Origin of the sequence: uncultured Pseudophaeobacter sp., assembly GCA_905479575.1 — a bacterium.
In the GTDB taxonomy this organism is placed as follows: Bacteria; Pseudomonadota; Alphaproteobacteria; order Rhodobacterales; family Rhodobacteraceae; genus Pseudophaeobacter.
The window spans coordinates 37,357-62,975 of record CAJQNB010000024.1 but is presented as its reverse complement, the minus strand read 5'-3'; the positions used below and the strand labels follow the sequence as shown (position 1 = coordinate 62,975).

The 25,619-nt window shown below is 56.8% G+C and carries 33 protein-coding genes; 26 read left to right on the top strand and 7 right to left on the bottom strand.

The window, feature by feature from the left end; genetic code table 11:
* A partial coding sequence (locus QZ268_RS08865) for an aminotransferase class III-fold pyridoxal phosphate-dependent enzyme (RefSeq protein ID WP_295451161.1) occupies nucleotides 1-299 on the bottom strand: 299 nt, incomplete at its 3' end.
* A gap of 386 nt (nucleotides 300-685) precedes the next feature.
* Between QZ268_RS08865 and QZ268_RS08860 the strand changes: the two genes are divergently transcribed.
* Nucleotides 686-1,462 carry a 3-keto-5-aminohexanoate cleavage protein gene (locus QZ268_RS08860; RefSeq protein WP_295451151.1) on the top strand — a complete coding sequence of 259 codons (777 nt, stop codon included), beginning with the start codon at nucleotides 686-688 and terminating at the stop codon, nucleotides 1,460-1,462.
* Nucleotides 1,463-1,465: 3 nt separating this feature from the next.
* Complete coding sequence (locus QZ268_RS08855) at nucleotides 1,466-2,794, top strand: aspartate aminotransferase family protein (protein ID WP_295451143.1); 1,329 nt, start codon at nucleotides 1,466-1,468, stop codon at nucleotides 2,792-2,794.
* Nucleotides 2,795-2,829: 35 nt separating this feature from the next.
* On the opposite strand, the gene katG is transcribed toward QZ268_RS08855, so the two are convergent.
* On the bottom strand, nucleotides 2,830-5,046 hold the full coding sequence (gene katG, locus QZ268_RS08850; protein WP_295451141.1) for a catalase/peroxidase HPI: 2,217 nt from the start codon (nucleotides 5,044-5,046) through the stop codon (nucleotides 2,830-2,832).
* 303 nt (nucleotides 5,047-5,349) lie between these two features.
* Nucleotides 5,350-6,906 carry a hypothetical protein gene (locus QZ268_RS08845; RefSeq protein ID WP_295451138.1) on the bottom strand — a complete coding sequence of 519 codons (1,557 nt, stop codon included), beginning with the start codon at nucleotides 6,904-6,906 and terminating at the stop codon, nucleotides 5,350-5,352.
* Between the two features lie 249 nt (nucleotides 6,907-7,155).
* On the opposite strand from QZ268_RS08845, the gene QZ268_RS08840 reads away from it, so the two are divergent.
* Nucleotides 7,156-7,449 (top strand): hypothetical protein, encoded by a 294-nt coding sequence (locus QZ268_RS08840; RefSeq protein WP_295451135.1) that lies wholly within the window; start codon nucleotides 7,156-7,158, stop codon nucleotides 7,447-7,449.
* On the opposite strand, the gene QZ268_RS08835 is transcribed toward QZ268_RS08840, so the two are convergent.
* The 4 genes from QZ268_RS08835 to QZ268_RS08820 form a co-directional block, all read right to left on the bottom strand.
* The gene (locus QZ268_RS08835; protein WP_295451132.1) at nucleotides 7,425-7,985 is read right to left on the bottom strand and encodes a GNAT family N-acetyltransferase; all 561 of its coding nucleotides are present in this window, start codon (nucleotides 7,983-7,985) and stop codon (nucleotides 7,425-7,427) included. The two genes, QZ268_RS08840 and QZ268_RS08835, sit on opposite strands and share 25 nt — an antisense overlap.
* 140 nt (nucleotides 7,986-8,125) lie before the next feature.
* On the bottom strand, nucleotides 8,126-8,656 hold the full coding sequence (locus tag QZ268_RS08830; protein ID WP_295451129.1) for a tail fiber protein: 531 nt from the start codon (nucleotides 8,654-8,656) through the stop codon (nucleotides 8,126-8,128).
* Nucleotides 8,657-8,667: 11 nt separating this feature from the next.
* The gene (locus QZ268_RS08825; RefSeq protein ID WP_295451126.1) at nucleotides 8,668-9,186 is read right to left on the bottom strand and encodes a tail fiber protein; all 519 of its coding nucleotides are present in this window, start codon (nucleotides 9,184-9,186) and stop codon (nucleotides 8,668-8,670) included.
* A 17-nt stretch (nucleotides 9,187-9,203) separates the two neighbouring features.
* Nucleotides 9,204-9,716 (bottom strand): tail fiber protein, encoded by a 513-nt coding sequence (locus tag QZ268_RS08820; protein ID WP_295451123.1) that lies wholly within the window; start codon nucleotides 9,714-9,716, stop codon nucleotides 9,204-9,206.
* A gap of 232 nt (nucleotides 9,717-9,948) precedes the next feature.
* On the opposite strand from QZ268_RS08820, the gene QZ268_RS08815 reads away from it, so the two are divergent.
* From QZ268_RS08815 to rplQ, 23 genes are all read left to right on the top strand, one after another.
* The gene (locus tag QZ268_RS08815) at nucleotides 9,949-12,510 is read left to right on the top strand and encodes an Ig-like domain-containing protein (RefSeq protein WP_295451121.1); all 2,562 of its coding nucleotides are present in this window, start codon (nucleotides 9,949-9,951) and stop codon (nucleotides 12,508-12,510) included.
* A 233-nt stretch (nucleotides 12,511-12,743) separates the two neighbouring features.
* Nucleotides 12,744-13,364, top strand: coding sequence for a 2OG-Fe(II) oxygenase family protein (locus QZ268_RS08810; protein ID WP_295451119.1), 621 nt, complete (start codon nucleotides 12,744-12,746; stop codon nucleotides 13,362-13,364).
* Nucleotides 13,365-13,670: 306 nt separating this feature from the next.
* Entirely contained in the window at nucleotides 13,671-14,084 is a 414-nt protein-coding gene (locus QZ268_RS08805; protein WP_295451116.1) for a hypothetical protein, read from the top strand.
* A 200-nt stretch (nucleotides 14,085-14,284) separates the two neighbouring features.
* Nucleotides 14,285-14,488: a 50S ribosomal protein L29 gene (gene rpmC / locus QZ268_RS08800; protein ID WP_009810825.1), complete on the top strand. Its 204-nt coding sequence runs from the start codon at nucleotides 14,285-14,287 to the stop codon at nucleotides 14,486-14,488.
* Nucleotides 14,489-14,500: 12 nt separating this feature from the next.
* Nucleotides 14,501-14,731, top strand: coding sequence for a 30S ribosomal protein S17 (gene rpsQ, locus QZ268_RS08795; protein WP_083101282.1), 231 nt, complete (start codon nucleotides 14,501-14,503; stop codon nucleotides 14,729-14,731).
* A gap of 97 nt (nucleotides 14,732-14,828) precedes the next feature.
* Entirely contained in the window at nucleotides 14,829-15,197 is a 369-nt protein-coding gene (gene rplN, locus QZ268_RS08790; RefSeq protein ID WP_009810828.1) for a 50S ribosomal protein L14, read from the top strand.
* 2 nt (nucleotides 15,198-15,199) lie between these two features.
* On the top strand, nucleotides 15,200-15,505 hold the full coding sequence (gene rplX, locus QZ268_RS08785; protein ID WP_295451109.1) for a 50S ribosomal protein L24: 306 nt from the start codon (nucleotides 15,200-15,202) through the stop codon (nucleotides 15,503-15,505).
* Entirely contained in the window at nucleotides 15,505-16,068 is a 564-nt protein-coding gene (rplE, locus tag QZ268_RS08780; protein ID WP_232405473.1) for a 50S ribosomal protein L5, read from the top strand. Before rplX ends, rplE begins: the two co-directional genes overlap by 1 nt.
* Nucleotides 16,069-16,090: 22 nt before the next feature.
* Entirely contained in the window at nucleotides 16,091-16,396 is a 306-nt protein-coding gene (gene rpsN / locus QZ268_RS08775) for a 30S ribosomal protein S14 (RefSeq protein WP_054463230.1), read from the top strand.
* Nucleotides 16,397-16,409: 13 nt separating this feature from the next.
* Nucleotides 16,410-16,802 carry a 30S ribosomal protein S8 gene (rpsH, locus tag QZ268_RS08770; RefSeq protein ID WP_122071980.1) on the top strand — a complete coding sequence of 131 codons (393 nt, stop codon included), beginning with the start codon at nucleotides 16,410-16,412 and terminating at the stop codon, nucleotides 16,800-16,802.
* Between the two features lie 13 nt (nucleotides 16,803-16,815).
* Complete coding sequence (gene rplF, locus QZ268_RS08765; RefSeq protein WP_295451096.1) at nucleotides 16,816-17,349, top strand: 50S ribosomal protein L6; 534 nt, start codon at nucleotides 16,816-16,818, stop codon at nucleotides 17,347-17,349.
* Between the two features lie 11 nt (nucleotides 17,350-17,360).
* The gene (rplR, locus tag QZ268_RS08760) at nucleotides 17,361-17,720 is read left to right on the top strand and encodes a 50S ribosomal protein L18 (protein WP_058335703.1); all 360 of its coding nucleotides are present in this window, start codon (nucleotides 17,361-17,363) and stop codon (nucleotides 17,718-17,720) included.
* A gap of 113 nt (nucleotides 17,721-17,833) precedes the next feature.
* Nucleotides 17,834-18,403 (top strand): 30S ribosomal protein S5, encoded by a 570-nt coding sequence (rpsE, locus tag QZ268_RS08755; protein ID WP_295451091.1) that lies wholly within the window; start codon nucleotides 17,834-17,836, stop codon nucleotides 18,401-18,403.
* An 11-nt stretch (nucleotides 18,404-18,414) separates the two neighbouring features.
* A complete protein-coding gene (gene rpmD / locus QZ268_RS08750) occupies nucleotides 18,415-18,603 on the top strand; it encodes a 50S ribosomal protein L30 (RefSeq protein WP_009810836.1) in 189 nt (62 codons plus the stop codon).
* Nucleotides 18,604-18,852: 249 nt separating this feature from the next.
* Nucleotides 18,853-19,065, top strand: a complete 213-nt coding sequence (locus QZ268_RS08745; RefSeq protein ID WP_295451087.1) for a DUF1127 domain-containing protein — start codon at nucleotides 18,853-18,855, stop codon at nucleotides 19,063-19,065.
* A 276-nt stretch (nucleotides 19,066-19,341) separates the two neighbouring features.
* Nucleotides 19,342-19,812, top strand: a complete 471-nt coding sequence (gene rplO, locus QZ268_RS08740; RefSeq protein ID WP_295451085.1) for a 50S ribosomal protein L15 — start codon at nucleotides 19,342-19,344, stop codon at nucleotides 19,810-19,812.
* A 110-nt stretch (nucleotides 19,813-19,922) separates the two neighbouring features.
* Nucleotides 19,923-21,287, top strand: coding sequence for a preprotein translocase subunit SecY (gene secY / locus QZ268_RS08735; RefSeq protein ID WP_295451083.1), 1,365 nt, complete (start codon nucleotides 19,923-19,925; stop codon nucleotides 21,285-21,287).
* Nucleotides 21,284-21,931: an adenylate kinase gene (locus QZ268_RS08730; RefSeq protein WP_295451081.1), complete on the top strand. Its 648-nt coding sequence runs from the start codon at nucleotides 21,284-21,286 to the stop codon at nucleotides 21,929-21,931. The genes secY and QZ268_RS08730 overlap by 4 nt, the downstream gene beginning before the upstream one ends.
* 206 nt (nucleotides 21,932-22,137) lie before the next feature.
* Nucleotides 22,138-22,518, top strand: a complete 381-nt coding sequence (locus QZ268_RS08725) for a hypothetical protein (protein ID WP_295451079.1) — start codon at nucleotides 22,138-22,140, stop codon at nucleotides 22,516-22,518.
* A gap of 243 nt (nucleotides 22,519-22,761) precedes the next feature.
* Nucleotides 22,762-23,130 (top strand): 30S ribosomal protein S13, encoded by a 369-nt coding sequence (rpsM, locus tag QZ268_RS08720; RefSeq protein ID WP_295451077.1) that lies wholly within the window; start codon nucleotides 22,762-22,764, stop codon nucleotides 23,128-23,130.
* 15 nt (nucleotides 23,131-23,145) lie between these two features.
* Nucleotides 23,146-23,535, top strand: a complete 390-nt coding sequence (gene rpsK, locus QZ268_RS08715; protein ID WP_009810843.1) for a 30S ribosomal protein S11 — start codon at nucleotides 23,146-23,148, stop codon at nucleotides 23,533-23,535.
* A gap of 114 nt (nucleotides 23,536-23,649) precedes the next feature.
* Nucleotides 23,650-24,666: a DNA-directed RNA polymerase subunit alpha gene (locus QZ268_RS08710; RefSeq protein ID WP_295451073.1), complete on the top strand. Its 1,017-nt coding sequence runs from the start codon at nucleotides 23,650-23,652 to the stop codon at nucleotides 24,664-24,666.
* Nucleotides 24,667-24,823: 157 nt separating this feature from the next.
* A complete protein-coding gene (gene rplQ / locus QZ268_RS08705) occupies nucleotides 24,824-25,249 on the top strand; it encodes a 50S ribosomal protein L17 (RefSeq protein WP_295451071.1) in 426 nt (141 codons plus the stop codon).
* Nucleotides 25,250-25,619 lie beyond the last annotated feature (370 nt).

The following is a 25,619-nucleotide window of genomic DNA, read 5'->3' as shown; positions in this document are numbered from 1 at the left end:
TGTGCGCCGGGAATTGTGCCTGCTGTGCCGCCAAAGAAGCACAACTTGGTTACAGCGTCAGAGATCGCTTTGCCGATCCGCTCGCGGCCATAGCCGACGTTGACGGTCCAGACGCCGCCAGAGACCGCATCCAGGAACTCTTTGCCGTTCTGATCCCAGACGCGCATGCCTTTGCCTTCGACGATGATGCGCGGATCATTCTCTTCAAAGGGCTTATGCTGAATCAGGTGGTGCCAGACATGGGCCTTATCAGCCGCAACTACCCGGCTGAGATCGTTTTCGTTGAACGTGCCGTCCATGACATGTCCTTCCATAAAAGTAAAAGTGGGGGTGTCTGCCAGCTGCCTGTCAGCCGGAGTCGTCATAATGTGACGAAACGCCAAAACGGGCGGATACTCTAGGGCCAGATGGTGGGGTGTTTTGCGTCCAGTTTTGGGGAAGGCCTGGCAGGCTATGGCAGGCCCATTTTTAACCAATTGGTAAAAAAGAACTTTCCCCCTGGGACAGGGGGGACCTGTGGGCAGAACCCGTAGGGTTTGGGACCCATGTTTGGTCTGTTGAGGTCGAAAATGGCTTCACATCCGGGTGAAGAGATAGCGAAAGAGCAAATGTTCTGAAAATGCTATCTTGAGATCGCACTGGGCTGTCGCCAGTGTTTTGGCGACACCAAAGCAGGAGATAAGAGGTGGCAGACTATCAGCTGACCGTGGCGCCCAACGGGGCGCGTCGGCAAAAAGCCGATCATCCAGAGTTGCCAATCACGCCGCAGGAGCTGGCACAAACCGCACGGGCCTGTGCCGAGGCAGGTGCCAGCACATTACACCTGCACGTGCGCGATGATGCGGGCGGGCATTCCCTGGATGCCGGGCGCTATCGTGCGGCCATGGCAGCTGTGGCGGATGCAGCGCCCAATATGGGTGTACAGATTACCACCGAAAGCGCCGGGATCTATGCCCCAGAGACGCAGCTGGCCTGTTTGCAGGCGCTGCGCCCCGCTGCGGCCTCGATTGCGGTGCGGGAAATGGCCAGGGCGCCCGAGGTAGCGGTGCGTGCCTATGGGCTGTGCGCCGAGGCGGGCACTCAGGTTCAGCATATTTTGTATTCACCGGCCTGCATTGCCCAGCTCACATCCTGGTATGCCGACGGCGTCGTCCCTGCGGCGATGCGAGATGTGATCTTTGTGCTGGGGCAATACGCGCCCGCGACACCGGGACGGCCCGATGGGCTGGCCGATTTTGTGTCGGCAGCTCAGGCGCTTGATCTCAGTTGGAGCCTATGCGCCTTTGGCCGAGACGAGCGCGCCTGCCTGCTGGCGGCGATCCGGGCGGGCGGCAATGTCCGTGTTGGATTTGAGAACAACCTGGAGACCCCAGAGGGCAGAGTGCTGCAGGATAATGCCGCTTCGGTCGCGGCGCTGGTCAAGGCCGCCTCACTGGCAGGCCATACCCTAAAAAGGAACTGATCCATGAGCCATGTTTTTCCACGTCATACAAAGGCCAACCTGCCCACTGCTGTGGCGGGTGACGGCTGCTATCTGATCGATGCAACGGGCAAACGCTATTTTGACGGCTCCGGCGGGGCGGCGGTGTCCTGCCTGGGCCATTCGGACGCGGCTGTGATCCGCGCGGTGCAGGAACAGGTGGGAAAGCTGGCCTTTGCCCATACCGGATTTATGACATCGGAACCGGCAGAGGCTCTGGCTGATTTGCTGATTGAGCAAGCCCCGGCGGGGTTGGATCGGGTCTATTTTGTTTCTGGAGGGTCCGAGGCCACCGAAGCCGCAATCAAGTTGACGCGTCAATACCACCTTGAACGCGGCGAGCCGGAGCGCCGCCATCTGATTGCGCGGCGGCAAAGCTATCATGGCAACACTCTGGGGGCCCTGGCCGCCGGCGGCAACGCCTGGCGGCGACAGCAGTTTGATCCGCTGTTAATCGGCGTGTCGCATATCGCGCCCTGTTATGAATATGCCGATCGCCCCGAGGGAGAGAACGCCTTTGACTATGGGCAGCGGGTCGCCAATGAACTGGAGGCGGAAATCCTGCGTCTGGGTCCTGAAACCGTGATGGGGTTTATCGCCGAACCGGTTGTCGGAGCCACCTCTGGCGCGGTGCCTGCGGTGCCGGGCTATTTCAAACGCATTCGCGAGATTTGTGACAAATACGGCGTCTTGCTGATCCTGGATGAGGTCATGTGTGGCATGGGCCGCACTGGCCATATGTTTGCCTGCGATGCGGATGGGGTGTCGCCTGATATCCTGTGTATCGCCAAAGGCCTGGGCGCGGGATACCAGCCCATAGGTGCGATGCTGTGCAGCGCAGATATCTATGCAGCTATCACGGCAGGAAGCGGCTTTTTTCAACATGGCCACACCTATATTGGTCATCCGGTGGCAACCGCAGCCGGGCTTGCCGTGGTGACGGAGATGCTCAGCAGGGATTTGATTTCCAAGTGCGGCAACAGGGGGGCGCAGCTGCAGGCGGCCTTGGTCGACCAGTTTGCGGATCATCCATATGTGGGGGATATTCGTGGTCGTGGCTTGTTTCGCGGCATTGAATTGGTGGCGGATCGTACAACAAAAGCGCCGTTTGATCCGGGTAAGACCCTTGCTGCCAAGGTGAAAAGCGCTGCTTTTGAGGCCGGGTTGATCTGTTATCCGATGTCTGGCACCCGTGATGGGCGTATCGGCGACCATGTCCTGCTGGCACCACCCTTTATCATGACCGAAGCCCAGATTGGCGAAGTGGTGGACAAGCTGGATCAGGCTATCGCCTTTGCCTTGCAGGGGATCTAGGCCCCAGGGGGCCTAGATCGGGATTTTCTGGTGGATTAGCTCAGATCAAAGCGATCTGCGTTCATCACTTTGACCCAGGCGGCAGCAAAGTCCTGCACAAACCGCGCCTTGGCGTCGTCCTGGGCGTAGGTCTCTGCGATGGCGCGCAGCTGCGAATTGGAGCCAAAGGCCAGATCAACGCGGCTTGCGGTCCATTTTGCTGCACCGCTGGCGCGCTCGGTCCCGGCGTAGCTGCCATCTTCCTGCGGCGCCCACTGGGTCGCCATATCGAGCAGATTGACAAAGAAGTCGGTGCTCAGGCTGCCAGGGGTGCTGGTGAAGACACCCAACGAGGATCCGCCGTAGTTCGCGCCCAAGACCCGCAAGCCACCGATCAGAACCGTCATTTCCGGCGCTGTCAGGGTCAACAGCTGGGCCTTGTCCAGCAACATCTCTTCGGGGGAGATGCTATACTGCTTTTTCTGGTAGTTGCGGAAGCCATCGGCCTCTGGTTCCAGAACGGCAAAGCCGTCGACATCGGTCTGCTCTTGGGTGGCATCGGTGCGACCGGGTGCAAATGGCACCTCGATCTCCTGACCTGCGGCACGTGCGGCCTGTTCCACAGCGGCTGAACCGGCCAGAACAATCAGATCCGCCATTGAGATCTGCCGCTCCCGCACTGTGGCGTTGAAGGTGCTGCGGATCTTTTCAAGTCCACTGAGGACGCGCGCCAGTTGCTCGGGCTGGTTCACCTGCCAGTCTTTCTGCGGGCTTAGCTGGATGCGCGCGCCATTGGCGCCGCCGCGTTTGTCAGACCCGCGGAAAGTGGAGGCCGAGGCCCAGGCGGTGGAGACCAGATCTGCAACAGAGAGATCAGAGGCCAGAACTTCGGCTTTCAGAGCAGCAATATCAGCCTCATTGACCAAGGCGTGATCTACAGCGGGAACGCAGTCCTGCCAGATCAGCTCTTCTGCCGGGACTTCATCCCCGAGATAAAGCGACCGTGGCCCCATATCGCGGTGGGTGAGCTTGAACCAGGCACGGGCAAAGGCATCGGCCAGCTCTTCTGGGTTCTCATGGAAGCGTTTGGAGATTGGCCCGTAGATCGGATCCATCCGCATCGCCATATCAGCCGTGGTCATCATGGTCTTGACCTTCTTGCTGGAGTCATGGGCCGCCGGGGCCATGTCCTCGGGGCGGACATTGACCGGTTCCCAGATCCAGGCGCCAGAGGGCGATTTGGTCAGGTTCCAGTCATAGCCAAACAGCAGGTCAAAATAGCCGTTGTCCCACTGGGTCGGGTTGGCTGTCCAGGCGCCCTCAATACCGCTGGTGGTGGTATCATCGCCTTTGCCGGTGCCGTGGCTGTTGATCCAGCCCAGGCCCATGGTTTCAATCGGAGCGGCTTCTGGCTCTGGGCCAACCAAATCCGGATCCCCGGCGCCATGGGCCTTGCCAAAGGTATGGCCACCGGCCACCAGCGCGACGGTTTCCTCGTCGTTCATCGACATGCGGGCAAAGGTTTCGCGGATGTCCCGCCCCGAGGCCAGGGCGTCGGGCTGCCCATCGGGACCTTCGGGGTTCACATAGATCAGGCCCATCTGCACCGCAGCCAGTGGGTTTTCCAGATCGCGCTCGCCGGAATAGCGGCTGTTCTGGGCAGAACTATCCGCCAGCCATTCGTCCTCGCGTCCCCAATAGACGTCTTCTTCGGGCTCCCAGACATCGGCGCGGCCCCCGGCAAAGCCAAAGGTCTTGCCGCCCATGCTTTCAATGGCACAATTGCCGGCCAGGATCATCAGGTCAGCCCAGCTGATCTTGTTGCCGTATTTCTGTTTGATCGGCCACAGCAGGCGGCGCGCCTTGTCGAGGTTGCCGTTGTCGGGCCAGCTGTTGAGTGGCGCAAACCGCTGCTGCCCAGTGCCGCTGCCGCCGCGCCCATCCGAGGTGCGATAGGTGCCGGCGCTGTGCCAGGCCATGCGGATGAACAAGCCGCCGTAATGGCCATAATCGGCAGGCCACCAGTCCTGGCTGTCGGTCATCAGCGCCACGAGATCCTGTTTCAGAGCCTTAAGGTCCAAGGATTTGAAGGCCTCTGCATAGTCAAAATCAGCCGCCATAGGGTCGGACTTTTCGGAGTTCTGATGCAGAAGTTTCAGATTGAGCTGGTTGGGCCACCAGTCCTTGTTTGATCTTACACCGGTTGAGGCGCTTTTGGCACCGCTGTGCATCACCGGGCATCCACCTGTTTGAGGGGCGTCGTTTCCGTCCATTTTGGTCTCCGATCTGGCTTGCTTTTATGGCCGTGGCGAGAGGAGGACGCAGATTTTGCTGCCTCCTTCTTAGGGTATGCAGGCAGGGTAGCAAGGTGAATTGATAAAAGGAAATTGCACTTTTGTATTGTTGTCATAGGGAAACGTTATGATGGTGACGATTTGAGGCCGCCAGCTGAAATCAAACCAGGGTGGTCCGAGCTCCCCACAGAAAACGGCGCCGCCCAGCCCTGATCGCTCCGGAATCAGGGCCTGTGTTAAAACGGCCAGGGCTGGCAAACTGGCAGCCTTTTCAAGGGGAATTCAGGGTTGCCGCCGTAGGGCGTCAATGCGGTCGCAGATTTGCATATACGTCGTTGCACCTGTGAAATCCGTTTCCAGAACCTGCCTCAGGCCAATGCCGTCAAACCGTTCTGACCTATTGATAAGACGGGAGAAAAAGGCATTTATATTTCGCTCATCCGCAATCGAGATACGTTGAACCAGTGGTTCAGCAGGCAAGACGCCCCTGAAATTGGGGTCATAGTCCAGCAAGGCCGGGCATAGGCGTTTCTCCCAGATGTCCTGGCCACTCTCGCTTTGCTGTGAGGCTGTAGCCAGGAGCGGCTGCAGCGGCGCAGGTTGGTTTGGCAGAATGCGCACCATGGGAACAACCTGGGCCGCAGAGGGGCTTGTTTCGCTGCGATCCGGGCGGCGGGGGCGCCGGGGCTGCGAAAACGATGCATCCACCCAGTGCTGAGGGTGCGGCCACTGTGGTGCGCGCATCACTTCATCACTGTCATCGGACATGTCGGCGCAGACCTGCTGACGATGGGTGAGCACAGGGTTCTGGCCATTTTGTGCCAGGAGATCCTCAAAACTAGCCAGCCGGATCTCTAAGGTCTCGAGGATTGGGGCCATCTCGCTGGCAATGACGCCCTGTCCTATGCTGCTGGGGCTATTGGCAGATGCGGTTTGCCCGCCAATCTGTAGCGCCACGGCATCGCCTGTGGCCGCCGAGACCCAGGCGGCCCCGCTGTCGCCAGCGGATGAGACCTTGCCGCCTGCAACAGGAATGTCGGTTTCATAGACCAATTTCAGCCCTTCTATATCGCGGTATTCCAGCATGCCTTGCCGTGTTTCATACTGCAGGCGATACAGCCCCCTGCCATCGACCCGCGCCTGCGGGTTACTGGATGCGCGGGAGGTTTTGTTCAGGATTTCACCCAGACAGGCAGATCTGACACGGCTGATACTCTCAAAGCCGCCAAACTGCAGCGGCAGCCAGGGCTGATCCGGCAGTAGTTCAGCCAAAGCGGCATCTCCGCTGCGGTTCAGCATCCAGCGTTTCAGATTGGCTATGTGATTGCGCGGGTCAAATTCATCATCACGCTCCCCCAGTTGCATGATTGGATCATTGCGGCGTGCCCGTGGGCCAGCCAAAACATGCCAATTTGACAGGATGCCGGGTCTGCCGGTGGTCTTATCAATTACCACCAGGCCAATTGTACCTGCTCCTTCACCGGATCTGCCGCAGGGCAGGCCGCCCATGGTATAGGGTTGTCGGGTGCTGGCCCGGCGCGCGGCGCCAGGTTCCAATGAGGGCTGGTAGGCGGCTTCGATGACGTCCAGTGCGACGCCTTCCACATGGGTTGGCAGCACCTGTGAGGGCATCAGGGCGTCAAGCGGCAGTTTGCGATCTAGATGCAGGCGCAGGCAGATCTCATCGGTGCGCTGCCCCTGCCGCCAGCGATAGCCGATGTCCACGCCGCGAAAATAGGAACGGTGGCCAAAGGTCTGATAGGCCTTTGCAAGCGGGTAATCCAAATCTGCTGGAAAACTGGTGTCGCGAATTGGTTCAGCAGTGTGCAACTCAGCCATGGTTCTCTCCCGGTTTCACCAATTTGGCGTTTTTTTTGAAACATCGTAAAAGCCGACTGTGAAGGCAGCGTGATATTGCAGTCAGGAGGCTGGCTGGGCGTTTTCATAGGCAGGGTTTGACGCTACGCTGGTGGTCATCTGTCAACGGGGTATGCAGACTATAGGCGAGCAGTTTCAAAAGAAACCCTTGGAAAGAGAGCGCTTTGAAGGCAAGGTTGCGCTAACCCGTTCCAGAAGAGTGTGAGAGACATGTTTGATTTGACCACTGTAACCGCTGAACAATTTGCCAAATTCCAGGATCAGGAGTTTGTGATTACCTCTGCGGAGCCACCCGTCACTTTGAAGTTGATCGAAGTGACCAAACTTGGGACGGGTGAGCGGGAAGGCGGCGCTTTTTCATTGTTGTGGCAGGGACCGCAAACGCCAGCATTAACCCAGGAAATACATAAGCTGTCCCATCCCGAAACGGGGGATCAGGACCTGTTTCTGGTGCCTGTGGCGCAGAAGGAGGCCGGGTTTCAATACGAGGCGGTCTTTACCTGATCGCCTGACGTTGTCGGTGCGGCCTCAGCAGCTTGGGGCGTCCAGAACAACAGATCATAGACGCCCTTTTCCTCGATCGTGACAAAGCCAAGCCGGTGGTAGAGCGCCATCGCTGGGTTGGCCTTTTCCACATGGATACCAATACCGCGTGAGCCATCGGCAGCCGCGCCTATCTGCAAGTCTCGCAACAAGCTGGCGCCGATGCCCTGACCACGTGCCTCTGGCATCAGGGCAATGTCGATAATCCGGTGCTCTTTGGGCCAACGCTCAAGGTAAAGACGCCCTATTGGGTTGCCTTTTTGCTCAATCACCAGCCACAGCGCATCTGGATAATGCTTTTGGTAGTGGCTGTGTTGGGCCTCAAACTGCATTTGGCAAAAGGCCTGCTTCTCTGCCTCGCCCCAGCCGACCTGCGCCAGTTCAGCCTCACGTGTCGAACGATAAAGCCGCGACAGAAATCCCATGTCCTGGTCGGTGATCGGACGAAAACCTATGTGGTGTCGCGCTGCATGGTGAAGCAGGGGCAATTGGGTCATAAACAGGCCTTTGCGGTTGCGAGGGGCAGATCTCCGGGCAGGTCTGTGACAGGCCCGGGGCTAGAACCAAAAGGTTTGACAGGAAAGGGCGCAGTCTGTTTCGCCCCGCCGGTGTGACAAGTTTTTGGCGCGGCCGCAGCCTATCCGCGAGAGGGGTAAAGCCCCTGCAGTGCGATGATAAAATTCATCACCAAAAAGGGCTGCATATTGTTATGTGCCTGACTGCCACCTGTATCCGTTACCGTTTCACTTGCCATATTCGTCAGCCCTGACCCATTGGTCTCGTATAGCCGGTCCAGGAAGCCGTTTTTTGAAATAGCGGCTGTAGAGCCGGGGGGAGTACCGGCAACCCCTGCGCCAGTACGTGCACGGACTGTGTGCGAATGGTTTGGAATCTGTGCCTCGGTGAGGGTAACCGTTTCGACCCCTGTTCTTTGCCCGAGGCGTCGGGAGGTCAGGCCCGGACCCCGACCGGGGTGCATCGGCGCACGCCCTTCAAGATTGGGAAGCGCTGTGGTTGTGCGACCATCACCGCCATAAGTTGTTCCAATCAGTGAGAATAATGCGGTGTTTTGTGCTACTGGAAGCAATTGACCGTTGCAAAAGGCCCAGCTGCGTGGAGCAAAGTTACCGGCAAAAATGCGGATCTCCGCAATAAAAGGTTCTGACATGCGACAAACTCCTAATGACGGCTTGGATAAATGCCAAAGAGAGCAATTATGAAATGAATGCAAAGAGCAGGCATAAGATTTGTATGGCTGCGGGATCCACCTGTATTGGTAACCATGCTGTTACCCATACTGGTGTCCTGTGACGCATCGGCGAGATAGGCAACGCCAACATCTGCAGCAAGCGCCCTGCCTTGCGGCGAGGTGCTTGTGGCCGTCTGGGTGTTGGCGCGAAAGTCATGCGAGTGGCTTGCCAGTTGGTTGACGGTTAAGGTCTCTTTTTCTGCGCCACTTTTTGCGCCAAGCCGTCGCGGGCTGAGACCAGGACCTTGGCCTGCGTGAATAGGAAGACGGCCACGCGCATCGGGCAGGCCGAATGTGGTGCGCCCGTCTCCGCCATAGATCGTTCCCAAAAGGGAGAAGAGGGCGTCATTTTGTGAAACAGCGAGCAATTGCCCATCACAAAAAGCCCACCCGCGAGGCGCGAAATTACCTGCGAACATACGAATTTCGCCAACAAAAGGCTCTGACATGCATTGACCTCCGAGGTCTAATTACGTGAAGGGAACAGCCCCTGTAGGGCGATGCAGAAATTGAGGGTAATATAGGGCTGCATGTTATTATGTGCCTGCCCACCTCCGGCACTGGTAATTGTGCCGCTGCGCAAAGACGTGGCGCTCGCGGCTTCGAAATCCCGATAAACCAAATCGGGCTGCACTTCTTGGGCAAAATAGGCCCTGTCGGGACTGGCAGTGGTTGCAGCCTGCGACGAGGCCATAACGCCATGACTGTGCGCTGACATTTCTGTCGCGGATAAGGTATGGGTTTCCTCCCCGCTTTTCTGCCCGAGCTGGTGGCCATCTCCGACATGCATCGGGGTGCGCCCTCGCAGATCTGGCAGCGCAAAGCTGGTGCGGCCATCACCGCCATAAGTCGTTCCCAATAATGAATAAAGGGATTGGTTTTGATTGATAGGAAGTATCTGGCCGTCAAGAAATGCCCAGCCACGTGGCGCAAAATTAAATCCTACCATTCGAACTTCAGCTAGAAAGGGTTCTGACACGGAAACCTCCAATTATCCAATCTGGAATCAATGTATTGCACAATGCCGAATGCGCGCATGTTGGCAACATGTCCAATTTATCAGAGAGCTGATATTACAACCCTCTAGGGAAACGCTTGCATTTTTGCTCAATTTGCGCAATCCAAAATTGTAAAAAGTGGTAACATTGACCTAGGGAGGATGTGGGGAAACCGCCTCTATTAAGTGTTTTCTCCGCAAGAAATTGAAATTTATGAGATATTTGTCAAAGTTCCGCCTCAAGGCGCTTTCTGCCTTCGCAGTTTTTCCTCTGGTTGCGTTGGTGCTTGTGTTGGCGCTGCCCAAACCAGCTCATGCGGGTTTTTCAGACTGCCCGCCAGTTTCGACTGTCGGGCACACATTGGCTTTGAACCTGACCGATGGTGAGTGTTTTATCGCGGAACTTGGCCTTGGTCCAAACTCTGACGGCTCCGAAGACTACGTACTCATTCAGATGGCGAACTCTGCGGGATCAACAAATTTTCAACTCGCTGATGGCGGAGCTGATGCGCGGTCGGTGTCCTATGTTGTAAATGGCGTAACCATCAATAACGGGAACCCAAACTACACCACAAACTGTTCCGCTGGCTGCTCTGCATCCGGCACCCATGGCGGCACTCCCTTTAGTTTTACCTATACTGATACGGGTCTATCAGGCGATACTGGCGCCACAGTTGGCCCCCCCTCGGCCTTCACCTCCCCCTCGGGTGGCGGGCAAAGCGCCACGATCTCGACCGCTTTTGCCTCGGTTCTGACGGCAACGGTTGTCGATGCTGGCAGTAATCCGGTTTCAGGTGTTTCCGTTACCTTCACGGCGCCCGGCTCCGGTGCCAGTGGCACCTTCTCCGGGGGCGGTGTATCAGAAACGGTCACCACAAATGGGTCAGGTGTTGCGACTTCGACCACCTTTACCGCCAATACTGTGGCGGGGGGGTACAACGTAGTTGCCTCCAGTGCGGGTATTTCAAACCAAAGTTTTGCCCTGACCAATACATCGGGGGCTGCGGCAACGCTGGCGGTGTCCAGCGGCGATAGCCAGAGCACGGCGATCTCGACCTCTTTTGGCACCGCGCTGGTGGCGCTGGTGACGGACGCCGGGGGCAATCCTGTCTCTGGGGTGACGGTGAACTTCGCGGCACCGGGAAGTGGCGCTTCGGCGGCGCTGTCGGCGGGCTCTGATGTGACGGATGCCTCTGGCCTGGCCTCGGTGACGGCGACGGCGAATGCAGTGGCGGGGGGCTATAATGTGACGGCCAGCGCCACGGGTTTGACCTCGGTGACCTTCGGGCTGACCAATACGTCGGGGGCTGCGGCAACGCTGGCGGTGTCCAGTGGCGACAGCCAGAGCGCGGCGATCTCGACCTCTTTTGGCACCGCGCTGGTGGCGTTGGTGACGGATGCCGGGGGCAATCCTGTCTCTGGGGTGACGGTGAACTTCGCGGCCCCGGGGAGTGGCGCTTCGGCGGCGCTGTCGGCGGGCTCTGATGTGACGGATGGCTCGGGCCTGGCCTCGGTGACGGCGACGGCGAATACAGTGGCGGGGGCCTATAATGTGACGGCCAGCGCCACGGGTTTGACCTCGGTGACCTTTGGGCTGACAAATTTGGATGTTGTGGCACCTACTGTCACGCTATCAACCAGTGCGGTGTCGGTGCGGCCTGGTGAAGACTTTGATGTCACGGCGACATTCTCTGAAGCGGTCACCGGGTTTGCCCTGCTTGATGTGCTCGTCACGCATGGTTCTGCGGTTGCGCTTTCCGGGAGCGGGTCTGTCTACGTTATTACGATCCGGCCAACGGGAAGTGGTGACATTGGCGTTTCGATTGCGGCTGGGGGGGCACAGGATTCTTCGGGCAATGGCAACATCGCATCCGGCGCGATTGCTGTCCAGAGCTCGGCAGTTGAGGAGACCAGTCAGCTTATTGGTCAGTTCATGAACACCCGGGCAACCCAGTTGATCAGCAATCAGCCCGATTTGACAGGGTTCTTGTCCGGTAGCGGAGCGGGGCTGGGCCAGGGTCAGGGGCAGTTTAACCTGGCGGTCACCCGCGGGCAGGGAACCTTTGACATCTCGACGCGGCCAGGGTCGCGTGTCTGGACCCGGTTGCAGGGGGCCATAAGCCGTGAGGGTACCAGTGATAGCTCCTATGTCTTTGGAGCTGTCGGCAGTCACTTTGCCATCAACAAGAACCTATTGCTTGGGGCAATGCTGCAGCTGGATTACCTGGATCAGGACGATGGGGCGGCCAGTATCAAAGGCAAGGGTTGGTTGATCGGCCCCTATTTTGTCACCAAGTTTCCAGACCGTGACGTCTTTGTTGAGGGGCGGATTCTTTATGGGCAGAGTTCAAACGATGTCTCTCCGTTTGGCACCTATACGGACAAGGTCGAGACTGAGCGTTTTCTCGCCTTGTTGAAGCTTTCGGGATCAATGCTCTATGGCAAAACCACCCTGATCCCAAAGGTTCAGCTTACCTATGCGACGGACGATCAGAAGGCCTACCGCGACAGTCTGGGCAACCTGATCCCGGACTTGGATGTTGCATGGGGGCAGGTTGAGCTTGGGCTTGATTTTGAGACACCGCTTGAAGTGCGGCGCGGCAATGGCGAGGTGCTGTTGTTTGGCGGGATCAGCGCAATTGGCAGCCATGTGAAAAACTCGGGCAATGCAGTCACCACCTCTTCCAATGTGCAGGGGGGGGCGCGCGCGGGCCAAGCTGGGGCTGAGTTATCATTTTGCGGATCAGGGCGTGTTCCAGGCAGAGACCTTTTATGATGGGATCGGCATGAGCGGCTATGAGAGCTACGGGCTGCAGGTCGGGTTTGATCTGAAGTTCTAGGTGAGCGCCTTTCAACACCTAAGAGCGCGGTCCCGGCGGCGCTCTTTTTATTTTGTCGCGGGTAGGGCTGGGTAAGACTGGATAAAACTGGGCGGGCTGGTTTTCGAAAGTGCGCGGGTGGCAGGAATGTCGGATTGGTTCTCCGGCAGAGCTGCGGTAAAGAAAGGCCATGGCCCAGATAGAATCCCTCTTTGTGACCCGCTTGTACCGCGCTGCCCTGTCCGAATGCGGACCGGCCATTGATGCGCAGGAAATGGAAACCTCTTGCATTGTTATCGCCGAAGATGACGAGGCCGGACAGGACTGGTGCGAGGCGAACGGCTATCCCGGCTATACCTCCTATGCGTCCCTGACGGATCTGCCCTGGCGCTTCCCGGTGTTTGCCGATCTGGTGAAATGCCTGGATGAACATGTCGCCAATTTTGCCAAGGATCTGGAGTTTGATCTGGATGACCGCAAGCTGGTGCTGGAGGATCTGTGGATCAACATCCTGCCCGAAGGCGGCATGCATGCGTCACACATCCATCCACATTCGGTGATTTCCGGCACCACCTATGTGTCGATGCCAGAGGGGACCTCTGCGCTGAAGCTGGAAGACCCGCGGTCCGGCCGGATGATGGCGGCGCCCACGCGCACCAAAGAAGCGCGGCGTGAGTTGAAGCCTTTTATCTACATGAAGCCTGCCGTGGGGGATGTGCTTCTGTGGGAGAGCTGGCTGCGCCATGAGGTGCCGATGAACATGGCCGAGGACGAGCGTATTTCCGTCAGCTTCAATTATCGGTGGGAGTGAGAAAGCTTCTTGGAAACGCTCTGGGAGAGCGTTTCGCTTTCGAACGGGCGGAGCCCTAGCCGAACCACACAGTGGCTATCGTTGCGGGGGAACGATATAGGCGCGAACCGCCGGAAACCAAAGCCAGACCGCGGAACAAAGGGGCGGTGTCTGACCTTGGGGAGGTGCAAAGCGCCTTCCCATGGGGAAAGTCAGGCGCGGCCCGGGCTTTCAGCCTGAGCCGGAATTGAGATTCCGATGCATCTATAGGTGGAATTGGTGGGGTTTGGAAAATAGTATTTATGCGATCCTGGAGGCTAACGTTCAATGTCGTATAAGCTGAAGCTCATTGCATATCTTCTGTTGGTGCCACTAACGATCCCCTTGGTTCTGCAAATGTCGGTTTTGCCCCTGCAGTTTGCTATGGGGTTCAATCTCATCCCTGAGGACCAGCTTTGGGTTCTCTACCTTTTCTTGGCCTGTGCCGTTGTCGGGCTAACAGTTGCCGCCTTGGTTGCTGCCAGAATAATGCGCAGGACGTTTTTGCGTCGGGTGCTGCACACTAAGAAATTGTTCTGGGTGACCTCGGTGGGGAGCTGTGTCGTTTACTTGGCAACTGTCTATGCAGCAGCTTTCCTGATCCTTAATCTCCATTTTGAACTTTGGCTCTCAGCGCTTTTGGTGGGATCGTGTGCGGCGCTTGGAATGCGATTTGTTTTGTCCTTGGCCAAATTGCCTTAGGGTGGGGGCTGTCCAAACCTTTCCCTTGCCCCCACCCCCTATCTCCCCTATAGGGGCACATCGCTTGGGCTAAATTCGTCTTGGATTTGGCCCCGGTGATTCTTTTCTGCACTTTATTGAGTGCGGGTTTTACATAACCCACCAGATAACAAGGTGACCCTCACGGGGCCTTCTGGTGCTTTGGACAAGGAACAAAGGCGATGAACGCCAATGATCTGCGTGACAAGACCGTGGATGAACTCCGCGATGTGCTTGCCAACATGAAAAAAGAGAGCTTCAATCTCCGTTTTCAACAAGCTACCGGTCAGCTGGAAAACACTGCAGGCATCAAGGCGGCACGCCGCAATGCTGCTCGTGTGAAAACCATCCTGAACGAAAAAGCTGCAGCCGCAGCAGCAGAATAAGGAGCCTGACAGATGCCCAAACGTATTCTCACAGGCACCGTGACCAGCGACGCCAACGCCCAGACCGTAACAGTTTCGGTTGAACGCCGCTTCACGCACCCTGTTCTGAAAAAGACCATTCGTAAGTCCAAAAAGTATCGGGCGCACGATGAACAGAACGCTTTCAAGGTCGGCGACCAAGTCCGCATCATCGAGTGCGCGCCGAAATCGAAAACGAAACGCTGGGAAGTTGTGACCGCTTAAGAGACCGTAAGGTCCCATAAGCGGCAAACTGACCAGTTTGTCGAAACCCTGGGGGATTACAGCACGCATCGCTGCCCCATAGGTCGGGAGAAACCACATGATCCAGATGCAAACAAACCTGGATGTTGCTGACAACTCCGGCGCTCGCCGAGTTCAGTGCATCAAGGTTCTGGGTGGTTCCAAGCGTAAATACGCATCCGTAGGCGACATCATTGTTGTCTCGGTTAAGGAAGCCATCCCCCGCGGTCGCGTTAAGAAAGGTGATGTCCGTAAGGCCGTCGTCGTTCGCACCGCCAAAGAAGTCCGTCGTGCCGATGGTACAGCGATCCGTTTTGATCGCAACGCCGCCGTCATCCTGAACACCAACAACGAGCCCGTAGGTACACGTATCTTTGGACCAGTTGTTCGTGAGCTGCGCGCCAAGAACTTCATGAAAATCATCTCGCTTGCTCCGGAGGTGCTGTAACAATGGCTGCTAAACTCCGCAAAGGCGACAAGGTTGTCATGCTGTCCGGCAAGGACAAGGGTAAAGAGGGCGTAATTGCTTCTGTTGATCCCAAAGCCGGCAAGGCGATCGTTGATGGGCTGAACATGGCGATCCGCCATACCCGTCAATCGCAGAACGAACAGGGCGGCCGTCTGCCCAAAGCACTGCCAGTCGATCTGTCGAACTTGGCTCTGCTCGACTCCAATGGCAAAGCAACCCGCGTTGGCTTCCGCATGGAAAACGACAAAAAGGTCCGCTTCGCCAAAACGACTGGGGAGACTGTCTGATGCTTGATAATGCAACCTACACTCCACGTCTGAAGACTCTTTACAAGGACACCATCTGTGGCGCCCTGAAAGAAGAGTTTGGCTACAAGAACGACATGCAGCTGCCGAAGCTGGAAAAAATCGTTCTGAACATTGGCTGCGGCCGGGCTGCTGTTCGTGACAGCAAAAAAGCCAAATCCGCTCAGGCTGATCTCAGCACCATCGCTGGCCAGAAAGCTCTGACCACTGTGGCAAAGAACTCCATCGCTGGCTTCCGTGTACGTGAAGGCATGCCGATGGGCGCAAAGGTTACTCTGCGCGGCGACCGGATGTTTGAATTCCTGGACCGTCTGATCACCATCGCGATGCCCCGTATCCGTGACTTCCGCGGCGTATCGGGTACCTCCTTTGACGGCCGTGGCAACTACGCCATGGGTCTGAAAGAGCATCTCGTGTTTCCAGAAATCGATTTTGATAAAATCGACGAAAACTGGGGCATGGATATCGTGATTGCCACAACCGCGAAAACCGACGCCGAAGCGAAGGCACTGTTGAAAGCTTTCAACATGCCCTTCAATAGCTGAGCGCGGGAAGGATAGTAGAGACATGGCTAAGAAAAGCATGATCGAACGCGAGAAAAAGCGCGAGCGTCTGGTGGCAAAATATGCCGCAAAACGCGCCGAGCTGAAAGAAATCGCGAATGACGAATCCAAGTCGATGGAAGAGCGTTTCAAAGCGCGCCTGACATTGGCCAAACTGCCGCGGAATTCTTCGGCAACTCGTCTGCACAACCGTTGTCAGCTGACCGGTCGTCCTCACGCTTACTATCGTAAGCTGAAGGTCAGCCGGATCGCGCTGCGGGAACTGGGCTCGAATGGCCAGATCCCCGGTATGGTGAAATCGAGCTGGTAAGGGAGAGACAGATATGAACGATCCTATCGGCGATATGCTCACCCGTATCCGTAACTCGCAAATGCGTGGCAAATCCACCGTAAGCTCCCCAGCGTCAAAGCTGCGGGCTTGGGTTCTGGACGTGCTGGCAGACGAGGGTTACATCCGCGGCTACGAGAAATCCACTGATGAACGCGGCCATCCGGCGCTGGAAATCAGTCTCAAGTACTACGACGGCGATCCTGTCATTCGTGAAGTGAAGCGGGTTTCCAAACCTGGCCGTCGCGTTTACATGGGCGTCAATGACATCCCGTCGGTCCGTCAGGGCCTGGGTGTGTCGATTGTCTCCACCCCCAAGGGTGTGATGTCGGACGCAAACGCACGCGCAGCCAATGTTGGCGGCGAAGTGCTCTGCACCGTCTTCTAAGGAGGCCTAATCGATGTCCCGTATTGGTAAAAAATCGGTCGACCTGCCCAGCGGTGTAACCGCTGCAGTGTCCGGCCAGAGCATCGAAGTCAAAGGTCCCAAAGGGACCCGCAGCTTCACTGCAACCGACGATGTCACTCTGACTGTTGAAGACAACGCTGTTTCGGTCACGCCTCGCGGCATGTCCAAGCGCGCCCGTCAGCAGTGGGGTATGTCCCGCACCATGGTTGCCAACTTGGTAACCGGCGTGACCACCGGCTTTAAGAAAGAGCTGGAGATCCAGGGTGTGGGTTACCGGGCTCAGATGCAGGGGAATACCCTGAAGCTGAACCTCGGTTACAGCCACGATGTCGAATTTGTTGCTCCGGAGGGTGTTACCATCACCGCGCCGAAGCAGACAGAAATCGTTGTGGAAGGGAACGACCAGCAGCAGGTGGGCGAAGTCGCGGCGAAGATCCGTGATTGGCGCCGTCCCGAGCCCTACAAGGGCAAAGGCATCCGCTACAAGGGTGAGTTCGTCTTCCGCAAAGAAGGCAAGAAGAAGTAAGGACCAGCACAATGGCAAACAGCAAACGTACCCTGTTTCTGAAGCGTCGCCTGCGCGTCCGGAACAAACTTCGCAAGGTCAACGCTGGCCGTCTGCGTCTTTCTGTCCACCGTTCGAACAAGAACCTCTCGGTTCAGCTGATCGACGATCTGGCAGGCAAGACTCTGGCGTCCGCATCGACCTTGGAAAAAGATCTTGGCTTTGTAGGCAAGAACAACATCGAAGCAGCAACCAAAGTGGGTTCGGTTATCGCCGAACGTGCCAAGGCGGCTGGCGTCTCTGAGGCGTATTTCGATCGTGGCGGCTTCCTGTTCCACGGCAAGGTGAAGGCTCTGGCCGACGCTGCGCGTGAAGGCGGCCTCAAGATCTAAAGACTTGCGGGTGGCGATTTCGCCACCCCGATGATCCGGGAGGCGCGTCTTTGGGCGCGCCTCACCAGGATTGGAACAATTGGCGCTCGTCGCCACACACAAAGGAATGCTTTATGGCAGAACGTGATAACCGCCGTGGCAATCGCCGCGACCGTGATGAGACACCCGAATTTGCGGATCGTTTGGTTGCAATCAACCGTGTATCCAAAACCGTAAAAGGCGGTAAGCGCTTTGGTTTTGCAGCACTGGTTGTTGTTGGTGACCAAAAGGGCCGCGTCGGCTTTGGCAAAGGTAAAGCCAAAGAAGTCCCCGAGGCGATCCGCAAGGCCACTGAACAGGCCAAGCGTCAGATGGTTCGTGTGCCTCTGAAAGAGGGTCGTACCCTGCACCACGACATTGCAGGTCGCCACGGCGCCGGCAAAGTTGTCATGCGGACGGCTCCTGAAGGTACCGGTATTATTGCTGGTGGTCCAATGCGTGCAGTTTTCGAAATGCTCGGCGTCAAAGACGTTGTGTCCAAATCGATCGGCTCGCAGAACCCCTACAACATGATCCGTGCAACCATTGATGGCCTGACCAAAGAGCAGAGCCCCCGTTCGGTTGCTCAGCGTCGTGGTAAAAAGGTCGCCGATATCCTGCCCAAGCGGGACGAAGCACCTGCTGCTGAAGCAGCAGAAGCGTAAGGAGACGGACAATGGCTAAAACAATCGTTGTTAAGCAGATCGGTTCCCCGATCCGCCGCCCCGCCGACCAGCGCGCGACGCTGATCGGTCTGGGTCTGAACAAGATGCACAAAACCCGTGAACTCGAAGACACTCCTTCAGTTCGTGGCATGGTGCGCAAGGTCTCTCACATGGTAGAGATCATCGAAGAGCGCGACTAAGCCTCTTTCGAATGACTGATTAAGGACGCCTCCGGGAAACCGGGGGCGTCTTTTTTTGTGGCGGGGGGGGGCTCTGCCCGTCACCCTGGTCGAGGCGACCATGAGCCCGGCCTATGCATCGAATGCATAGCGGGTTGTCTTGTTGCAGTGGTTGTTTGTAACAAATTTATTCCTTTATTCCAGAGACACCTAAACAGGTTAGAAAAAGGGTTGGGAAATGGGTCTCAGCCGCAGCTAAGGAATAGCCAATTGGCATTTGTTCAAAACACCACCACCGACTTTGGTATCACCGCGCGTCTGCGGGCTTTTGTGGCGCAGGCCAGTGCAAACTGGGCGATGAACCGTGAGTACAAGCGCACCTATGCGCAGCTGTCGCGTCTCACCAATCGCGAGCTGGCAGACATCGGTGTCCGCCGCTGCGATATCGCCGATATCGCGCGCAAACACGTTCACCACCTGTAACCCGATCAGCCAGAGCTCTCCTCCCTCGCTCCTGATCGTAAAAACGTCTCTGTTTCAACAGGGACGTTTTTTTGATTCTGAAACCGTCTCTGTCCAATAAACTTTTGGCATGGCGTCAATGTGAGGGGGGCGAGATCCGCAAGGGCTTGATCCGGGGGGGCTGGGCGGCTATAGGCACACGGTGGCCTCTTGGGGTCATGGAATCATATATCAAAGACATGCCGTGGTTGATCCTGTTTACGCTTCTGGGATCACATCCGGCGAAGGAGAAGCGAAATGAAACTTCACGAACTCAGCGACAATCCAGGTGCCGCCAAAAAACGCATGCGTGTTGCCCGTGGTCCCGGCTCCGGCAAGGGTAAAATGGGTGGCCGTGGTATCAAAGGTCAGAAATCCCGTTCGGGTGTTTCGATCAATGGCTACGAAGGTGGTCAGATGCCATTGTACCAGCGTCTGCCTAAGCGTGGCTTCAACAAGCCAAACCGCAAAGCATACGCCGTTGTGAACCTGGGCCTGATCCAGAAATTCATCGACCTGGGCAAGCTGGACGCAGCCTCGATCACCGAAGACAGCCTGGTGGCTTCCGGTCTGATCCGTCGCAAAAAAGACGGTGTCCGCGTTCTGGCCAAAGGTGAATTGACCGCAAAAGCCACCATCGCCGTAACCGGCGCATCCGCTGCTGCTATCGAAGCAGTTGCAAAGGCCGGTGGCGCATTGACCGTGGCAACAGCAGCCGCAGCTGAGTAACGGCTTGTGAGCGGCGAGATTGCCGCTTACATAGGTCATCAGTTTCCCTATACGCCGTCCGAGCCGGAAAAGGGCTCCGGGCGGCGTTTTTGCAAAAAGAGACCCATTTCATGGTATCAGCAGCAGAACAAATGGCAGCGAACACCAGCTGGTCCGCACTTGGCAAAGCCACGGATCTGCGCAATCGCATCTTGTTTACGCTTGGCCTTTTGATCGTATATCGCCTCGGAACCTTCATTCCGGTTCCTGGCATCGACTCAGGCGCGCTTCGCAACTTTATGGAAGCGGCAGGGCAGGGCATTGGCGGCATGGTGTCGATGTTCACCGGTGGCGCCCTTGGCCGGATGGGCATTTTTGCCCTCGGGATCATGCCCTATATTTCGGCTTCGATCATTGTGCAGTTGCTGACCTCCATGGTCCCGGCACTTGAGCAGCTCAAAAAAGAGGGTGCCCAGGGCCAGAAGAAAATCAATCAATACACCCGCTATGGCACTGTGGCGCTGGCGACAGCGCAGGCCTATGGCCTCGCGGTTTCGCTGGAAGCCGGTGACCTGGCGACTGATCCGGGCATGTATTTCCGTATGGCCTGCATGATCACCCTGGTGGGTGGCACCATGTTCCTGATGTGGTTGGGTGAGCAGATCACCCAGCGCGGCCTGGGCAATGGTATCTCGCTGATCATCTTTGTCGGCATCATCGCCGAGGTTCCGGCCTCGATTGCGCAGTTCTTTGCCTCTGGCCGTTCCGGTGCAATCAGCCCAGCCGTGATCATTGGTGTGATGCTGATGGTGGTTGCGGTGATCATGTTTGTGGTCTTCATGGAGCGCGCCTTGCGCAAGATCCACATCCAGTATCCGCGCCGCCAGGTCGGCATGAAGGTCTATGATGGTGGGTCCTCGCATCTGCCAGTGAAAGTGAACCCCGCGGGCGTTATCCCAGCGATCTTTGCCAGCTCGCTGCTGCTGCTGCCAACCACGATTTCGGCTTTCTCATCCGGTGCAACCAACGGTCCGGTGATGTCCTGGCTCTTGGCCAACTTTGGCCCCGGCCAGCCGCTCTACCTGTTGTTCTTTGTCTCGATGATTGTGTTCTTTGCCTATTTCTACACCTTCAACGTGGCCTTCAAGCCCGAGGATGTGGCCAATAACCTGAAGAACCAGAACGGCTTTGTGCCCGGTATTCGCCCAGGCAAGAAGACTGCCGAATATATCGAATATGTGGTGAACCGCATCTTGGTACTTGGCTCGATGTATCTGGCGGTGGTTTGCCTGCTTCCAGAAGTGCTGCGTGGCCAGTTTGCCTTCCCGGTCTACTTTGGCGGTACATCGGTGCTGATTGTGGTCTCCGTGACCATGGACACCATTCAGCAGGCGCAAAGCCACCTGTTGGCGCACCAGTATGAGGGGCTCATCGAGAAGAGCCAGCTGCGTGGCCGGAACAAGAAACGAGCAAAACGGGGGCCCTCTCGCCGATGACCAATATCATTCTTTTAGGGCCACCCGGTGCGGGTAAGGGGACGCAGGCGCGTCATTTGACCGACGCGCGCGGCATGGTTCAGCTCTCCACTGGTGATATGCTGCGCGACGCGCAGTCCAGTGGCTCGGAGATGGGAAAAAAGGTTGCCGACGTCATTGCCCGCGGTGAGCTGGTCACAGATGAGATCGTTATTGGTCTGATCCGCGAAAAGCTCGTGGAAGGCGCCGAAGGAGGCTTTATCTTTGATGGCTTCCCCCGGACCCTGGGGCAAGCTGATGCTTTGGGTGAATTGCTGGCGGAAACGGGCCTGACCCTGGACGCGGTGATTGAGATGGCAGTGGATGACAGTGCGCTTGTTGCGCGCATCACCGGCCGCTCCACCTGTGGCGGTTGCGGTGAAGTCTACCACGACCAGACCAAGCCCTGGCCTGCGGATGGCAAATGCAGCAACTGTGGCAGCACAGAGGTAAAGCGCCGCGCAGACGACAATGAGGAAAGCCTCAAGACCCGTCTGATGGAGTATTACAAAAAGACCTCGCCGCTGTTGGGCTATTACTACGCCAAGGGCGATCTGCAGTCCGTTGATGGATTGCAGAATATGGACGCTGTAAAAGCGGATATTGCAGCGGTTCTGGCTGAGTAAACTCTGCAAGCTGAGATCTGATATCGAAAAAGGGAGCCTCGTTGCTCCCTTTTTTGTTGGGGTGCTGGAAACGATTTTGGGGACGCTTGGCGGTGAGAGTGTCTTTGTTGGCTGTTTCTGTCTGAAACAGGCTGTGCGTTTACAAAATCTGAAACAAGCAGCCTATAGTGATCCTGACCCATCCCATTTTGGAGAAAGCCCAGTTGATGAAATTCCTTCTGCATTCCATTGTCCTGTTTTCCTTCACCCTGCCGCTGCAGGCCCAGCATTTGCTTGTCGATAGTCCGGAGGGATGTGACATAGTGATGTCGAGCCCGGATGGCGATCTTGACTATGCGGGGGACGGCGGGCTGCTCTTGAATGAAACTGGCTATAGCTCGTTGGAGTATTTCTGCTCTTTCACGCCCAAGGCGCTGTACCAATGGCAGGTCTATGATGTGACCACCCACGTGGGCCAGTGCCAGATGCCAGGGCCGGAGTTTGTGCCGCAGCTGTTCACCATTGTCCGCGACCCCGACCAACCGGGCGTCATCTCCATTTTTACGGGTGACGCAGAGCCACTGCGGTTTTATAATTGCGCATCGTGACGCCAATTGGCTGAAAAGCCCACCTTTTGATGAAAAAGGTCTGGTTCATCTCTTGACGGGTTGACGCTCTGTTCAAATCCTCATACGCAACCCCATCCCTTTGTGGGATGATTCCATGTGGGCAGATTCTTTTGCCTGCATGACCACCTCAAAATGCTGGGCTGAACGGCTGAACTGCCAGGGTCGAGCGTTGTGAAAAAAGGTTCTGGAGCTACGGAACCGCAACGAAAAGGAAAGTGACACGTGGCACGTATTGCCGGCGTAAACATCCCCGCTGCTAAGCGGGTACCTATCGCCCTCACCTATATCACCGGAATCGGAAACACCTCGGCTGCCGCAATCTGCGAAGCTGTTGGCATTGATGCGGCCCGTCGCGTCAACGAATTGTCTGATGCCGAAATTCTGGCCATCCGCGAGCACATCGATGCAAACTTCACCGTTGAAGGTGACCTGCGTCGTGAAGTTCAGATGAACGTCAAGCGTCTGATGGATCTGGGTTGCTACCGCGGCCTGCGCCATCGTCGTAACCTGCCCGTTCGCGGTCAGCGTACCCACACCAACGCTCGCACTCGCAAAGGCCCCGCAAAGGCCATTGCCGGTAAGAAGAAGTAAGGGAGGGTTTGATCAATGGCACGCGATAAGACTCGTACGAAGAAAAAAGAGCGTAAGAACATCGCAACTGGTGTTGCGCATGTGAACTCATCGTTCAACAACACCAAGATCCTGATCTCTGATGTTCAGGGTAATGCGATCGCATGGTCCTCTGCTGGTTCCATGGGCTTCAAAGGGTCGCGTAAATCGACTCCTTATGCGGCTCAGATGGCGGCAGAAGATGCCGGCAAAAAGGCACAGGATCACGGTGTTAAAACTCTTGAAGTTGAAGTTCAGGGCCCCGGTGGCGGTCGTGAATCTGCTCTGCGCGCTCTGGCCGCAATCGGCTTCAACATCACCTCGATCCGCGACGTAACGCCGATGGCACACAATGGCTGCCGTCCACCTAAGCGTCGTCGCGTCTAAGACTTCGAGACTTACGCTGGGGCCCCGCTTGTTTGCCGGGCCCCAGTCCGTCATTTTAAACCTCGGGCGTCTGCACCTTCGGACATGAGGTACAGACAGGAATGGAGGGACTGCATGATCCATAAAAATTGGGCAGAGCTGATCAAGCCAACGCAGCTTGAAGCAAAGCCGGGCAACGATCCCGCACGTCAGGCAACAATTATTGCCGAACCGCTTGAGCGTGGCTTTGGCCTGACGCTTGGCAATGCGCTGCGCCGTGTTCTGATGAGCTCGCTGCAAGGTGCCGCGATCACATCCGTACAGATCGACAACGTTCTGCACGAATTCTCCAGCGTTGCTGGCGTTCGTGAAGATGTCACCGATATCATCCTGAACCTCAAGGGTGTTTCCCTGCGCATGGACGTCGAAGGCCCCAAGCGCCTGTCGATCAATGCCAAAGGCCCAGCTGTTGTCACCGCCGGTGACATCTCTGAGTCCGCAGGCATCGAGGTTCTGAACCGCGAGCATGTTATCTGCCACTTGGATGACGGCGCTGACCTGTTCATGGAACTGACTGTGAATACCGGCAAGGGCTATGTCTCTGCCGATAAGAACAAGCCAGAAGACGCACCCATTGGTCTGATCCCAATCGATGCGATCTACTCGCCGGTGAAAAAGGTGTCTTATGACGTTCAGCCTACCCGTGAGGGCCAGGTGCTGGACTATGACAAGCTGACGCTGAAAATCGAAACAGACGGTTCCGTTACCCCGGATGACGCCCTGGCCTATGCCGCGCGTATCCTGCAGGACCAGCTGTCGATCTTCGTCAACTTCGAAGAGCCCGAGTCGGCGAACCGTCAGGACGAAGACGATGGTCTCGAGTTCAACCCGCTTCTGCTGAAGAAAGTGGACGAGCTGGAACTGTCTGTCCGGTCGGCAAACTGCCTCAAGAACGACAACATCGTTTACATCGGCGATCTGATCCAGAAGACCGAAGCAGAAATGCTGCGCACGCCAAACTTTGGCCGCAAGTCGCTGAACGAGATCAAAGAAGTGCTGTCCGGTATGGGGCTGCACCTCGGCATGGACGTCGAGGACTGGCCACCAGACAACATCGAAGATCTGGCCAAGAAGTTCGAAGACACGTTCTAAGAACCTCACTCGGTCACACAGAATTTGAGGGCAGGCCCAGGTCTGCCCTTAAACAATGCCCGCGCTGGCGGGGAATATCTGGGCACATGCCCCAAGGAGAGCAGCTGACACGCATCGGCTGACAGACAAAGCAAAACGCGAAAGAAGGAATTGAACAATGCGTCACGCACGTGGTTACCGCCGCCTGAACCGTACTCATGAGCACCGTAAGGCCCTGTTTGCAAACATGGCTGGCTCGCTGATCGAGCACGAGCAGATCAAAACGACTCTGCCCAAGGCAAAAGAATTGCGCCCCATCATCGAAAAGATGATCACCCTGGCAAAACGCGGCGACCTGCACGCCCGTCGTCAGGCCAACGCGCGCCTGAAAGAAGACCAGTATGTCTCCAAACTGTTTGATGTGCTTGGCCCCCGCTACAAAGACCGCCAGGGCGGCTATGTTCGTATCCTGAAAGCGGGCTTCCGCTATGGTGACATGGCGCCTATGGCGATCATCGAATTCGTCGATCGTGACGTTGCTGCCAAAGGCGCCGCCGACAAGGCGCGCGTTGCTGCAGAAATCGAAGCTGACGACGCAGAATAAGACTGTCTGACATCGTCAGATGGCATGGCCCTCGCTCCTTTGGAGCGGGGGCTTTTTGTTGTAATGATCTCTGACCATGAATTTTCTAGCGTCGGACCACTTTACGGGTTTTGCGCTCCGTCACAAATCCACCGCGCTGGCCCCGTTGGGGTATTGGGGTGGGTGGCCGAGCGCAGGTTGGGCATTGGAACACGACGGCCTTTGCAGGCGCAGTATCTGCGGCAATGCTGTCGTTCAAGGCGCTACGACGAAGGTCGGCTTTGACCGTATGAAAGAGCTTGTAGATCGTGTCAGTAAACCGCCTTTACCCAGATGTCGCTGAAGTTCATTTAACTTTCATACCACTGTCAATGAGCTGAAACTTGCACCG